Genomic DNA, 14330 nt, shown 5'->3' on the forward strand with positions numbered 1-14330 from the left:
AGTAGCGTCGAAGGTTGACAAAACTATAGGAACACCCAATGACTAAGTTGCAGGTGGCGGCGGTTGTGTTACACTAACGCTGCGTAGTTGACGCAATCATCTCGATACAGATCAATGATGTCCGTCGTTTTGAACGGAACTAGACTGTTTAGCCGCCCTGAAGGTTTATGCAGGGAGCATGTGATCACAGGGCTTGAAAAGAAAGTTGAGCAAACACTGTGTCTGATCAACAGCAAGAAAACGAAATAACGACGACGCAGGCCGCTCCCGCTGCACCGGTTGCGTCGGACCAGGTCGCGGCGCCCGCTCAAGCCTCGGCTCCTGAGACGCCTAAGGCTGCTTCGACGCCTATGCCTGTAGCGGCTGAGAAGGCCGTGCCTGCAACTGGTGAGGAGGCTGCTCCGGCAAAGCCCAAGCGCACGCGCCGCACGGCCAAGCCTGCCGCTGACGGCGAGGAGGTCACCAAGCCAAAGCGCCGTACCACGCGCACGACGCGCGCCAAGCTCACCGTTGCAGCTGACTCCTCGGCGCCGATTTCCGATGAGGTCGCGCAGGCACGTGCGTTGGCGCAGATTAGCGAGGCTCAGGTGGTGCGCGCCCGCCGTCGTGCTGCCGAGCGCGAGGCCGCGGCTCTGACCGAGCTTGCAGCTCCGTCTGTACTCGAGACCCCTGCCGCCACCGAGGTTCCTGCCGCCGACCAGCCGACCGAGAAGCTGGCACCGCGCACACGCCGTCGCACGGCTGCTAAGGCCGAGCAGGTTGCGGAACAGGTAGTCCCCGAGCCCACTGAGACTTCGGTCCGTTCCGCGGCAGGGGAGGGTGCATCGTCTGTTGAGCCCGCTGCGCCTGTCGAGGCCAGCGAAGTTCCCGTTGTCGATCCGGCTTTGCGCCCGCACCGTCGCGGTCGCAAGCCTAAGGCCTTTGTCGAGGCCGAGAAGGCCGCAGCCGCAGCCGCCGCCGCTCGGGATGCTGCGGCGACCGCCAAGTCCTCAACTGCTGCCGATGAACCCGTCCAGGATGCTACGACTTCCGAGGCCGTTTCTGCCGATGCCGAGCCCGCCGACGTCCGTCCCGGTCGCAGGCGTCGCACTGCTGCTAAGCGCACGTCCAAGGCTAAGGCTGCCAAGAAGGGCGCGTCCGAGGATTCCACCGAGACGACCGCCGATGTATCGACTGATGCCGCCGAGCCCCAGGACGTCGAACAGCCTGCATCCGAGAAGCCCAAGCGCGGTCGCAAGAAGTCCGTTAAGGCCAAGGCCGCCGAGCAGCATGCTGATGTCGAAGCGCAGGTTGATTCTGGCGCCGAGGCCAATGACGCCGCCGCGGCCAATGTTGACACCGCCGCAACCGATGGTGCCGCCCCCGCTGAGGGCGAAGACGGCACTCGTCCCAACCGTCGCCAGCACAAGCGCAACGACGAGCGCAACGAGCGTAAGGACGACCGCAACAACGACCGTCGCAACCGCCAGCGCGATCGCAAACAGCGCAACAAGGAGCGTAATGCCGCTCCCACCGAGCCCACGCTTTCGCGCGAGGAACTCGCGGCCATGAAGGTCGCTGAGCTGCGCGAGAAGGCTAAGGAGTTCGAGATCGAGACGACCGGCAAGAAGAAGGCCGAGCTCGTCGAGGAAATCTACGTCACCGCTGCGAAGGCCGAGGGCTTCCGCGACATCAAGGGCATTCTGCAGATTCGCCCGGACAGCTCCGGCATCATCCACGCCCATGGCTACATGAAGTCCAACGACGACGCCTTCGTGCCCGCCTACCTCATCCGCTCCGCGCGCCTGCGCACGGGCGACGTCATCGAGGGCTCGCTGCGTCCTTCGCGCGGCGGCGACAAGCGCGCCGGCCTCGCCAAAATCACGACCGTCAACGGTCTGGACCCCGAGCAGATTCGCAACCGTCCCAAGTTCGGCGACCTCACCCCGGTCTATCCCAACGAGCCGCTGCGCATGGAGCACGGCAAGGATTCCATCACCGGTCGCGCCATCGACATCGTGTCGCCGATTGGCAAGGGCCAGCGCGGCCTGATCGTGTCCCCGCCCAAGGCCGGCAAGACCACGATCCTCAAGAAGATCTGCCAGTCTATCTCGATTAACAACCCCGAGGTGCACCTCATCTGCCTGCTCGTCGACGAGCGCCCCGAAGAGGTCACCGATATGCAGCGTTCCATCAAGGGTGAGGTTGTGGCGTCGACCTTCGATATGCCTGCCGACAACCACACCCGCGTGGCAGAGCTCGTCATCGAGCGCGCCAAGCGCATCGTGGAGCTGGGTGGCGATGTTGTGGTGGTGCTCGACTCCATCACGCGTCTTGCCCGTGCCTACAACTTGGCGGCGCCCGCCTCAGGCCGCATCCTTTCGGGCGGCGTCGATTCGGCGGCCCTGTATCCGCCCAAGCGCTTCCTAGGCGCAGCCCGCAATATCGAGAACGGTGGCTCGCTCACCATCCTGGCCTCTGCCCTCATCGACACCGGTTCCAAGATGGACGAGGTCATCTTTGAGGAGTTCAAGGGCACCGGCAACATGGAGCTTAAGCTCGACCGCGACCTGGCCGACCGCCGCATCTTCCCGGCTATCGACCCCGTTGCCTCCGGTACGCGTAACGAGGATCTGTTGGTCGACGAGCAGATGCGTCCGTTTGTCTTTGGTCTGCGTCGCATTCTTGCCGGCATGAACAACACCGAGCGCGCGGCCGCATCGTTTATCAAGGGTCTTAAGGGCACCAACACCAACCAGGAGTTCCTGGTGCGTTCGGCCAAAAAACACAGCGACTACGAGCAGACGTTCTAGGTTGTCATCCACACGCAGCGATAGTCATCAATGCGATAAAGGGTCGGGGCTTTGAGCCTCGGCCCTTTTCTATAGCGCCGCTCCGCGCTTATTTTTGACCGTAAGACCGACGAGCAGCAGGTTTCCCGTTTCAATCCGACATCGTCGCTTGCAATCGGCAGGGCGGTTTCGCATAATAGCTTTTAAGCTTCGCGACGGAAAACGCAGATGAAACGAACCATATACCGTTGCTTTGGGGCATAGCCCCGCTTCATCTTCTCTCGCGCAGCCAACTGAATGATGCGATTTGGGTGCTGGAAGATGGGGAGAGCTCATGGCTTCTTCTGATGCAACACAACGAGCAGTCCTTGCCGGACTTTCGTGCGGGATCGGCCTTGCCGCTCCCGTGGTTATGTATGCCGCGACGCTGCCGTTTTCGTCGGTGAACGAGACGGTCGTGGCGGGTGCGGTTCCCTTCGCCGTGGGCGCGGTGGCGGGCGTGGGTATCTATGCCGCCTCGCTGGGTATCTCCGAGTATCGTGCGCAGCGTGAAGAGCGTCTGTTCCAGCCCGATGCCATGGGCGGTGCCGCCAATCTCAATCAGCATCAAAGCGAGTTCAAGACCGCCTCGATTCCAGCTCAGCAGCAGGATGCGACTCCATACGCTGCGGCTTCTGCTTTTCAGGCTCAGTCGGAGCAGTCTACCTCGGCATTCCTTTCCGGCCTGACTGGTGCGTTCCAACGCCGTCATGCCGACGATGGTGTCCCTACCATCGCTCGAGCCGCAGATGCTATGGACGAGGCCGAGGCTTGGTCCATGATCGACAGCATGCTCGACGACGATTCGCCGGTTAGCTGCGACCCTGCGCGCTCGCGCGACGTCTATCAAGTCGCCATCGACGAGCTCACCAACGGCGGGCAGACCGGCTCCTTCAATCGCGATGACATCGCCGCTGCGGCACGCGCCGTGTCGGGCTCCCAGGCCGCCCCTGCGGGCAGCACGGCGGCTTTCGTGGCACTCGTTGCCAACGCGGCAGCCAATAACGCCTGCAGCGCTACCTCGGCGGACGCGAACGCTTCTGCCGACAATTCGTACGTTGATGAAGCCATGGCCGCGGACGAGGAGGCCGTTGCCGCCCGCCGCGCCGCCGAAAGCTCGCTTTGGGGCGCTCCTGCCCGGCAGCAGGCGGCCGAGGCTGCGCCGTACAACGCAAACCTCGCCAGCATGCCTATCATCTCCGGTGTCGCGGACATCGATCTCGATGACCTCGATGAGCCTGCAGCCATCACCGCAACGATTGATGCCCAAGACCGCATCGACACCGGCGACCTTCCGGATGCCTCGCTTGAGGTTGATGTCCCCATGGCCGATTACTCGGGCCACGAGGACATGTGGGCCGCCGCCACCGCGATTCTGGATGAGATTGACGAGCCTGCTCCTGTTGCAGCTCCCGCTCCCGTCGCTGCCCCTCAGCCTGCTGCCCCCGCCTATGTCGGCCGTCACAGCGCTGTGTTCCCTGAGGATACTGCCCGCATCTCGCGCGAGAGCATCGAGCGAGCCGAGGCTATTGCCGCCGGCATTATGGAAAATCGTCGTCACGAGCGCGTCAATCAGATCCTCGAGGAAGAGATCGAGCGCCTGCAGTCCTCAACCGCCAAGCGTACGGGCCGTGCCTATCTGAGCGTTATCGAGGGCGGTACCGCCAGCTTCGCGCCGCTCCGCGCGGAGGCATAACTTCTGCATGGTTAAGATCAATCGAAAATGGGCGGTCGTGACCTGCCTGATGGCGCTCTTGATCTGGGGCAATTCGCTGGTTCCCGGCTCGGGGTCGGGCTCGCTGAGCCTAACGGTCATGGAAGCTATCCGCGATTTCCTGCACGGCGTGGGACTTCCATATGCATGGGTGACCAACTTTGTTGTTCGCAAGTGCGCGCATTTTACCGAGTATATGGTGCTCGGCATCCTGGCAACGCATGCCTTTGATTATGAGGGGCGGCGCACCTTTGACGTGCTGCTGCCCACGGCGGTGTTCCTGCTGCTGATTCCCTCGATCGACGAGACGATTCAGCTCTTTGTACCGGGACGCGCCGGCATGATCACCGATGTGATGATCGACTGCTGTGGAGCGGCAACGGGCGTTGTGCTCCGATATCTCTTACGGCCGCTGATGCGCGCCAAAAAAGCCGCCTAGGACGTATTGTTTGGTCCTAGGCGGCCTTTTTTATTTGAGAGCTTATATGAGGCGTGGTGGCGTCGTTCCGTAGGTCGGATTTGCCGGGCGCGCCACGTCCTGTGGGTGCGTCTGCTACTGAAGCGCCTGTGCGCCCAGGGCCAGGCAGCCCATAATGCCCTGCTTGCCCTCGAGGCTGTTGTTGACGATGTAGCTATCGATGTCGGCCATCTCGGGCGTGACGATGTAGCCGTTGAGCATCTCGGCGCACTTCTTGCGTGCGAGCGGCACGATGGGGGTGTGGTCGGCCACGCCGCCACCGATGACGATCTTCTGCGGTGCGTAGCACAGGATGTAGGTCATGAGCGCCTGCGCCAGATAGCCGGCGAGCAGGTCCATGGCCTCCGGGTCATCGGCCATCTCTCCGGCGCTCTTGCCACCCCAGCGCTTTTTAACGCCGGGGCCAGCGATGAGGCCCTCGAGGCAGTTGTCGTGGAAGGGGCAGCCGCTGTGCTCGCCAATGGTGTCGCGCGGGTCGCGCGTGACCAGGATGTGACCGGCCTCGGGGTGCATCATGCCGTGCACGAGCTGGCCGCCCGAAAGCACGCCGGCGCCCACGCCGGTGCCGATGGTCAGATACACCACGTCCGTGAGGCCTTGGGCGCAACCAAAGGTGACCTCGCCCAAGCAGGCGACGTTGACGTCGGTATCGTAGCCGCAGGGAATGTCGAGCTCGTTTTGAATGGTGCCCAGCAGGTCAAAGTAGCGCCATGCCGTCTTGGGGGTCTCCAAGATCTTGCCATATTGGGACGAGGCAGGGTTGACTGCGGTGGGGCCAAAGGCGCCGATGCCCAGCGCGGCGATGCCCTTGTCGGCAAACCATGCGTTGACGGCCTCGACGGTCTCCTACGGGGTCGTGGTCGCAATCTGCTCGCGTTCCAGGACCGTGCCGTCTGCATAGCCCGTGGCGCAGACCATCTTGGTGCCGCCGGCCTCGAGCGCTCCGATAAGCTGCTGCTCTGCCATAGTATTCCTCTCTGGGACGAGTCGCTCCGTGACTAAAGTATAGCGCTCTAAAAAATAAATGAGGTCGCTATAAAAAGAAACCTCGTGGCCCAACGGGTTCACGAGGTTTCTTTAGTGCCTTTAGTTACTGACCGTCCTTACCCGCGCGGCTCGATTTTATCACGCAGAGACTTGAGGTTCTCCAGCGCCGCGTTAAGCGTCTCGTCTCGCTTGGCAAAGTGGAAGCGGATGAGGTGGTTGACGGGCTCGCGGAAGAAGCTGGAGCCCGGAACGGAGCCCACGCCCACCTTGGAGGCCAGATCCTCGCAGAAGTCGAGGTCGCTGTCATAGCCAAACTCAGAGATGTCCATCATCACGTAGTACGCGCCCTGCGGCACGTTGTGCGTGAGGCCGATGCTGTCGAGTCCCTGACAGAACACGTCGCGCTTGGCGGTGTAGAGGTCGAGGACCTCCTGGTAATAACTGTCGTCGAAATTGAGGGCAGTGACGACGGCTTCCTGCAGGGGCGCGGCGGCGCCGACGGTGAGGAAGTCGTGGACCTTTTTGATACGCTCGGTGATCTGGGCTGGGGCAATGGTGTAGCCCAGGCGCCAGCCGGTGATGGAGTACGTCTTAGACAGCGAGCTGCAGCTGATGGTTCGCTCGAACATGCCGGGCAGCGTGGCCATATAGACGTGTTCGTGGGGAGCGTAGACGATGTGCTCGTACACCTCGTCGGTGATGCAGTAGGCGTCGTACTTCTTGCACAGGTCGGCAATAAAAGTGAGCTCCTCGCGCGTAAAGACCTTGCCACAGGGGTTGGACGGGTTGCATAGGACGATCGCCTTGGGATCGTTGTCGCGGAAGGCCGCCTCGAGGACCTCACGGTCGAAGTCAAAGGTGGGCGGGTTGAGCGGCACATAGATGGGCTCGGCGCCCGAGAGAATGGTGTCAGCGCCGTAGTTCTCGTAGAACGGCGAGAAAATGACGACCTTGTCGCCGGGGTTCGTGACCGTCATCATGGCGGCCATCATGGCCTCGGTGGAGCCGCAGGTGACTACAATATTCTCGTTGGGGTTGATCGGCATGCCCATAAAGTGCTCCTGCTTGGCGGCAAGCGCCTCGCGCATGGCCTGAGAGCCCCAGGTGATGGAGTACTGGTGGTAGAGCGGCTTGGGATCGGTGGCGATGGTGCTGAGGCTATCGAGCAGCTGCGCCGGGGGATCAAAGTCGGGGAAGCCCTGTGACAGGTTGACGGCGCCATACTTGTTGGAGATGCGCGTCATGCGACGGATGACGGAATCGGTAAACGTTGCCGTGCGGTTGGAGAGTTCTTTCATGCCGGTCCTTTCGAGCATTTGCAGTGGGGCAAGTTTACTCCTATGAAACCGGTGGGAAATGCTCGAAATGGTCTCGAAAAACTCTTTTCAAAATTCTTGAAAATTGGGGCTTGCATCGCGTGGCGTTCCTTGCAATAATAGTCGAGCGCGAAGCGCACAGGACACGGTGGGTGTAGCTCAGTTGGCTAGAGCGACGGGTTGTGGTCCCGTAGGTCGAGGGTTCGAGTCCCTTTACCCACCCCAGTTCTTGCTTCGTGTTGATATCGGGTCGTTAGCTCAGTTGGTAGAGCAGGGGACTCTTAATCCCAAGGTCCAGGGTTCGACCCCCTGACGGCCCACCACACGATATCTCCTCTAAAGTCCGCTACGACAGACTTTAGTTTTGGGTCGTTAGCTCAGTTGGTAGAGCAGGGGACTCTTAATCCCAAGGTCCAGGGTTCGACCCCCTGACGGCCCACCCAAAGTATGTTAAAGCGACTGGCTTAGGCTGGTCGCTTTTTTGTTGACCTCGCATGGGGTCGAACCCGTCGGGGCGCGAAGCTGAGGAAATGCGTAAGCATTTACCAGCGCAGCGCGCAAGGCGCAAAGCGCCGAAGCGGCCGCCTGCAAAGCAGGCTGACCCCCTGACGGCCCACCAAAGCATGTTAAGACGGTCAGCGATAGTTGACCGTCTTTTTTGTTGACCTTTCATGGGGTCGAACCCGAAAGGGCACGGCCGCTTTCACAGATCGAGTCTACCCTGGGGATCGGTAAAACCGTCAGTACCTTCCTTGAGTTTCTTCTCGTCTGCCTTCACGCGACGCTCGAGCTTTTTTGTATCTTCGGCAGGCGGTAGGTTCTCAGGTACAATTCCGCGGTCGATGAGGCTGCCACGCACGCTTGTGTTGTTCTCGACGTGCTCTTGCTTGATCTGGTCCAGACCGTACAGGTCGTGTTCCTCGGCGTTGAAGGCCGTCATCGAGTTCGTAAGGTCCTTTGCTTTGATGAGAACATCGGCTAGCCCGTCCGCCAATGCCGAGCTCTTGGATACGCCGAGCTGTTGCTTCATTTCCGCCGTGCTTCTGCCGCCGAATAACGCTTCATCGCCCTTCGACTTGATGATTGCGAATCCTTTGGAGTCCACGCCGCGTTTGAACGCAATACCCGAGAGCTGTTTCTCTGAATCAGATAGCGAGTGGCGCGCCTGCAAGCGCTGAATCTCTGCGAAGCGCTGCTCTATGAGCTCTTGGCGGCGCGTCTGCACGGCGAAGTACGCCTGTGCGAGCGCGATTTCTTGCTTGTTTGAATCTCCGTTCTGGGCGATTAAATAGCATGCATAGCGCGTAAGTTTGTAGTCTTTAACCGCGCGAGCGGCGACACCGGCAGTTACCATTTTCGTGGTGTCACGAAAATGGGAATCAACTGGAGTTTTGTTTGTTTCGCACGAGACTTTTGCCCTCTTAACAACTTCGGCAAAGTTCTCCCATCGAGTGTACCCCATGGGTTCCATTAAATCGCGTGCGAGCCAATACTCAACGCCGTCTTCCACATTGGCGTAGCTATCAAGTTCGACACGCCACTTCTCGATATCTCTACTGTCCATATCTCCTCCTCGCTGATCTATTGTCTATGCGCGCTTTGCCCGCTCTGTACTCAGAATAAGGATACGCTGCCGTGCGGACACGAATGGGCCCCGTGCCACTTCGAGGTCACGGGGCCCATGGATATCGATTAGTTGTGCTCTGCTCTAGATAGGTGTCCAGTTTAATTCGATCGATAGTGCGAACCCAGGCTTTCGGTCCGCTTGCGCATGGCTTTGACCATCTCCGTTGCCAGCTGATTCTGCGATTGCAGGCGGGCGAGGGCTGCGATCTCGCTGTCATTGGCATGCGGCTTGCTCAGCGCAGTTGCCTCGTCTTTCAGGCTTTCAAGCTGTTGCAGGGCCTTGGATAGACCTGCTTCGGTCCTGTTGATCATGCAATAGGTGCTCATCGTGTGCTTAAGGCTGTGTGTCAGGCGTTCGGCATCTGTTGTGGCAATGCCATACTGAGGGAGGGCGATATCCATCGGAGCGGCCGCCTCGGGAGCGTCCAGCGCTGCTCGAGCTGCCGATGCGCCCGCGATGCGCCCGAATACGATGCCATTGGCACTCGACAAGCCGCCGATGCGGTCGGCGCCGTGCATGCCGCCTGTTGCCTCACCGCAGGCGTAGAGGCCCTCAACGCCCGTGTACGCGGTCTTGTCGATTTTGATACCGCCGTTGGCGGCGTGGGCATACATCGCCACGCGCATCTCGTCGGTCGGCGCGATGCCGTGCTCGTCTTGTAGCCAGGTGGCAAAGGTCTGCACAAACTCGGGGACGTCCTCGCGGGGGAAGTCGTAGTGGAGCGCCAGGTCTTCGGCTCCCGCTTGGTCGATGGCTAGGTCGATAGCGCGAGAATCCAGACGCGAAGTGAAGGGACCATATCCGGAGCGTTGCTCGAGCAGATCGTTTAGCTTGCCGTCGGCAATATCGACCGACTGGTCGAACTTGACGTAGCGCCAGGTCTTCTCGTTAAATACAAGGTTTCGCTTGGGCTCGATGAAGCCGGGCATCATCTGCATGAACTCTATATTAGTAAGTGTTGCGCCGTGCGCCAGCGCGATGGCCTGCGAGGAGCTGAGCACATCAGCCGACGTAAGGCTGCGCTCGAACAGGCCGCTTGTGCCACCGGCTGCGATGATCGTGGCCTTGGCAGCAAAGGGCACGATTTGATTTTCGGTGAGGTCGTAGAGCACGGTTCCGGTTATTCTGCCGTTCGTGTCCTCAACAAGGTCGATAAGCTCATGGCGGGGGAGCAGGCGAATGCCGAGCGACTCGATCCGGGCTGTCAGAGCGTCCTCAAGGGGTTTGCGGGTGAGGCCGCGCCACATGCGCGTCTTGTGGTCAAAGCAGGGGATAAACTGCTTTTGCTGGGCGCTCTCGGCGCTTTGCGGACGCTGGAGCTCAACGCCCAGGTCTTGCTCGAGCCATTCAATTGCCTGGGGAATGCCGTGGACAAACGTCTGGACAAGCTCGGGGTCGGCGACGCCGCCACCAACGGTCTGGATGGTATCGATGAGGTCTTGTTCGTCGTCTTCGTTAACGGGTCCGATAAGCTCCAGGCCCCAGGTTCCGGGGAAGAAGCTCGATCCACTCATAGTCTTGCCGGCGCTTGCCACAGCGACGGTTGCGCCCGTGCGTGCCGCTTCGATGGCGGCGCAAAGGCCCGCAATGCCAGATCCAATTACCAGTACATCAGTCGATTCCATCGGATTCCTTTCTCGTCCGGCGCATTGTCGCATGGGTGATCGGCAATGGGGCCGCAAAGACTCGGCAAATCGGTAAAGGGCAAATATGGCAGGTGGGCGTCATGGACGTTCTGACGCTCCGTCTCATCACATCTCGTATTTCGCCCCAACTGATATATCGGCATTAGCTGCCCTGCGACAGCGTAAACAAAAAGAGCCGCTACCCCGAAAGGTAGCGGCTCCAAAGCTCAACTATGTGAGCATCGCGCGGGCGCGACTAGGCCTTGAGGGCCTCCTCGACGGCGACAGCGCAGGCGACGGTGGCACCGACCATGGGGTTATTGCCCATGCCGATGAGACCCATCATGTCGACGTGCGCAGGCACGGAGGAAGAACCGGCGAACTGGGCGTCGGAGTGCATGCGGCCCATGGTGTCGGTCATGCCGTAAGAGGCAGGGCCGGCGCCCATGTTGTCCGGGTGCAGGGTACGGCCAGTGCCGCCACCAGAAGCGACGGAGAAGTACTTCTTGCCAGCCTCGAGGCGCTCCTTCTTGTAGGTGCCAGCGACGGGGTGCTGGAAGCGCGTGGGGTTGGTGGAGTTACCGGTGATCGAGATGTCAACGTTCTCGTGCCACATGATGGCAACGCCCTCGCGGACGTCGTCGGAACCGTAGCAGTTAACGGCAGCGCGGGGACCATCGGAGTAGGGGATGGTCTCGACGACCTTGAGCTCGCCCGTGTAGTAGTCGAACTGGGTCTTCACGTAGGTGAAGCCGTTGATGCGGGCGATGATCTGAGCGGCGTCCTTGCCCAGACCGTTGAGGATAACGCGCAGCGGCTTCTTGCGAGCCTTGTTGGCGTTCAGAGCCAGGCCGATAGCGCCCTCAGCGGCAGCGAAGGACTCGTGGCCAGCCAGGAAGGCGAAACACTCGGTGTCGTCGGAGAGCAGCATAGCGCCCAGGTTGCCGTGGCCCAGACCGACCTTGCGGTCCTCGGCGACGGAGCCGGGAACGGTGAAGGCCTGGATGCCCTCGCCGATGATGGCGGCAGCCTCAGAAGCGGTCTTGGCGCCACGCTTGACAGCGAGAGCGCAACCGAGGGTGTAGGCCCACTCGGCGTTCTGGAAGGCGATGGACTGGGTGTTGTTGACGATCTCACGCGGGTTGAAGCCCTTGTCGGTGCAGATCTGCAGAGCTTCCTCGAGGGAGGCGATGCCGTTGTCGGCGAGGCACTTGTTGATCTTGTCAGCGCGGCGCTCGTAACCTTCGAACGTAACAGTCATAGTTATTTCCCTCCCTTTCTACTCGTGAACCGGGAACACGCTGGCGACGGAGTGAGTCTCCTCGTCGGTGCGCGGGTCGATGTACTTGGCAGCGTTCTCCCACTGACCATAGTGGCCCATAGCGCCAGCGATGGCCTCCTCGGGGGTCTTGCCGGCCTTGACGGCGTCGGTGAACTTGCCGAGGTTCAGGAACTCGAACGCGATGATCTCGTTCTTGTCGTTGAGAGCCATGCGGGTGACGTAGCCCTGAGCGAGCTCGAGGTAACGAGCGCCCTTGGCCTTGGTGCCGAACATGGTGCCGACCTGAGAGCGAAGGCCCTTGCCGAGGTCGTCGAGGGAGGCGCCCACGGGCAGGCCGCCCTCGGAGAACGCGGTCTGGCTGCGGCCGTAAACGATCTGCAGGAAGATCTCGCGCATAGCAACGTTGATGGCGTCGCAGACGAGGTCGGTGTTGAGGGCCTCGAGGATGGTCTTACCGGGAAGGATCTCGGAAGCCATGGCGGCAGAGTGGGTCATGCCCGAGCAACCGATGGTCTCAACGAGGGCCTCCTCGATGATGCCGTCCTTGACGTTCAGCGTGAGCTTGCAGGCGCCCTGCTGAGGTGCGCACCAACCCACACCGTGCGTAAGACCGGAGATGTCGGAAATCTCCTTAGCCTGGACCCACTTGCCCTCCTCGGGGATGGGTGCGGGGCCGTGGTATGCACCCTTGGCAACGGGGCACATGTTCTCCACTTCCTGTGAGTACTGCATGCCTCTCCTCTCTATCGTGTTGGCGTCCCGTCTGGGGGTCGTGGCTGGCGATTGCCGGGCGACCCTTCGAAAGGGACATGACATGCAGCCCCTATAATACCGCGAAATGCACGGAATATTCGGCGAACGGCTCAGTTTTCGTAGCGAGAAGTCCGGAAGTTTTAATTGAAACGGTTTAACTATATGTTCTGTGGTCGCGAATTTCCGTAGAAGGGGTTCGTCTTGGGCAAGCTTTTGGTCAGCTCTTGTATGCGTTGCGGGGTCTGACCTGTTGCAACGGTGCCGTTCGCCGCCCGTTTACTGCCTTTGGCCGCGCGAGTGTATTGTTTTGCGTGAATGTTTTGATGGCACGCTTCAATCGTGCTGTATTGGATGGCAATCAGATCCCGGCGAAGGGAGCGCCATGCAGCGCGTTTGGAGAACGGTTACCGGCTTTTACCATGTCTGTGCCCGCGGTGTGGGCAAGCAGCTCATCTTTGAGGGCGATGAAGACCGGTGGGAGTTTTTGGAGCTGATGCGTGATTGCTGCCGCGAGGCGGGCGTGACGGTTGTAGCCTGGTGCCTTATGGGCAATCACGTGCATTTGGTGCTTGCAGATTACGAGGACGCGATGAGCGCGGCGATGCACCGGCTGCTTTTGACGTACGCGCGGCGGTTCAATAAACGCACGGGGCGCACGGGGCATCTGTTCCAGAACCGTTTTGACCGGCGCTCGCTCGATACCGACTGGCAGGTGATGGAGGCTATTCGCTCCGTACACGCCGATCCACAGGAGGCGGGCGTTGGCCTAATCGAGCGTTATCCCTGGAGCAGCTTTGCGGAGCATCTGCGCGCTTACGACAGTGATGCGGCAGATGCCACGAGGGGATTTTCCGATCCTTCTTGCATGCTTGAGCTTTTTGGTTCTGCCGAGGCCTTTGCTGCCTATTCGCTTTCGACGCCCGAGGGCGGCGAGCCAACGCTGGGCGATATGAAAGAGACGGAGTGGGAACGCCACGCCTTTGCCGACAAGTTGGCGAAGAGCCTCGGGGTTCCGCTCCGCGGGGTTAAAGCCGCACCGCCGGCGCGGCGCGATACCGTTATTGTTGGATTACACGATGCCGGTTTCACGGTGCGCCAGATTGAGCGCTATACCGGGATTGGCAAAAGTACCGTCTCTCGTATTGTGCGTGCCCGCGCGCGGACGGCGATGCGGACTGGCGGAAACGTGATGTAGGATCGCCTGTGCACCGCAGATGGGGTCGTCCATACGCCGCAACAAGCGTTCAAAAGCTTGGTGCGGTAACTGCACTTCTTAATATGCATAGAACAATCGCCATCTTGCATAAAATAAGGGCTCAGTCCGGGTTTGCCCGTGCCTACCCCCATCTGCGCCGTGCAAAAAACGGAGTTTTCAGCATCGCGGTACTGCCACTACCGTCGCAATTTTGCAACATACGGGCCCCGAAACTATTTATGTCTGCCGATGCACTCCCGAAGCTCATGTTTGCGCCCCTGAGACCACGATGCTTGTTCTAAAACGCACTATATATGTGCCTGGAGACGTTGATTAACGCTTTCGATGCGTATACACACAGCTTGGCGTGCTGAATACTCGCAAAAATGCACGCCGCTCCCTATGGGACCCGTCTGCAGCAGGCGCGAAGCGAATCGGAGCCCAGCTGGATGGGGCATGGGACGATGCTAGGCGTGCTCGTGGCCCTGCCGCAGGCCTTTGGTGCTGTGGAAAACGCCCGTGTTCGCGTCTGGCTGTGTGGTA

General features: G+C 60.5%; 9 protein-coding genes, 3 tRNA genes and 1 pseudogene. 7 read left to right on the plus strand and 6 right to left on the minus strand.

The window, feature by feature from the left end:
• The first annotated feature begins 350 nt into the window (after positions 1-350).
• The 3 genes from rho to DW171_RS06675 all read left to right on the plus strand — a co-directional run bounded on the left by rho (position 351) and on the right by DW171_RS06675 (position 4963).
• Positions 351-2792: a transcription termination factor Rho gene (rho, locus tag DW171_RS06665; protein WP_118270777.1), complete on the plus strand. Its 2442-nt coding sequence runs from the start codon at positions 351-353 to the stop codon at positions 2790-2792.
• 313 nt (positions 2793-3105) lie between these two features.
• Positions 3106-4506: a hypothetical protein gene (locus DW171_RS06670; RefSeq protein WP_118270778.1), complete on the plus strand. Its 1401-nt coding sequence runs from the start codon at positions 3106-3108 to the stop codon at positions 4504-4506.
• Between the two features lie 7 nt (positions 4507-4513).
• Positions 4514-4963 carry a VanZ family protein gene (locus tag DW171_RS06675; RefSeq protein WP_117798239.1) on the plus strand — a complete coding sequence of 150 codons (450 nt, stop codon included), beginning with the start codon at positions 4514-4516 and terminating at the stop codon, positions 4961-4963.
• A gap of 114 nt (positions 4964-5077) precedes the next feature.
• On the opposite strand, the pseudogene DW171_RS06680 reads toward DW171_RS06675, so the two are convergent.
• Positions 5078-5968, minus strand: a pseudogene (locus DW171_RS06680) (ROK family protein).
• 137 nt (positions 5969-6105) lie between these two features.
• The gene (locus DW171_RS06685; RefSeq protein ID WP_118270779.1) at positions 6106-7287 is read right to left on the minus strand and encodes a pyridoxal phosphate-dependent aminotransferase; all 1182 of its coding nucleotides are present in this window, start codon (positions 7285-7287) and stop codon (positions 6106-6108) included.
• 166 nt (positions 7288-7453) lie between these two features.
• On the opposite strand from DW171_RS06685, the gene DW171_RS06690 reads away from it, so the two are divergent.
• The 3 genes from DW171_RS06690 (at position 7454) to DW171_RS06700 (ending at position 7744) form a co-directional block, all read left to right on the plus strand.
• A tRNA-His gene (locus DW171_RS06690) sits at positions 7454-7530 on the plus strand.
• A gap of 22 nt (positions 7531-7552) precedes the next feature.
• Positions 7553-7628 (plus strand) — tRNA-Lys (locus tag DW171_RS06695).
• A 43-nt stretch (positions 7629-7671) separates the two neighbouring features.
• Positions 7672-7744, plus strand: a tRNA-Lys gene (locus DW171_RS06700).
• Between the two features lie 264 nt (positions 7745-8008).
• Here DW171_RS06700 and dinD read toward each other — a convergent pair.
• The 4 genes from dinD to DW171_RS06720 form a co-directional block, all read right to left on the minus strand.
• Positions 8009-8869, minus strand: a complete 861-nt coding sequence (gene dinD, locus DW171_RS06705) for a DNA damage-inducible protein D (protein WP_118226724.1) — start codon at positions 8867-8869, stop codon at positions 8009-8011.
• Positions 8870-9030: 161 nt separating this feature from the next.
• Positions 9031-10557, minus strand: coding sequence for an FAD-dependent oxidoreductase (locus DW171_RS06710; protein ID WP_118270780.1), 1527 nt, complete (start codon positions 10555-10557; stop codon positions 9031-9033).
• Positions 10558-10813: 256 nt separating this feature from the next.
• Positions 10814-11818 carry a GGGtGRT protein gene (locus tag DW171_RS06715; protein ID WP_055252290.1) on the minus strand — a complete coding sequence of 335 codons (1005 nt, stop codon included), beginning with the start codon at positions 11816-11818 and terminating at the stop codon, positions 10814-10816.
• A gap of 18 nt (positions 11819-11836) precedes the next feature.
• Positions 11837-12571, minus strand: a complete 735-nt coding sequence (locus DW171_RS06720; protein WP_006235554.1) for an iron-sulfur cluster assembly scaffold protein — start codon at positions 12569-12571, stop codon at positions 11837-11839.
• 403 nt (positions 12572-12974) lie between these two features.
• On the opposite strand from DW171_RS06720, the gene DW171_RS06725 reads away from it, so the two are divergent.
• Complete coding sequence (locus DW171_RS06725) at positions 12975-13787, plus strand: transposase (RefSeq protein ID WP_118270781.1); 813 nt, start codon at positions 12975-12977, stop codon at positions 13785-13787.
• Positions 13788-14330: the final 543 nt, after the last annotated feature.

This window comes from Collinsella sp. AM15-2 (genome assembly GCF_003471985.1).
Lineage (GTDB): Bacteria > Actinomycetota > Coriobacteriia > Coriobacteriales > Coriobacteriaceae > Collinsella.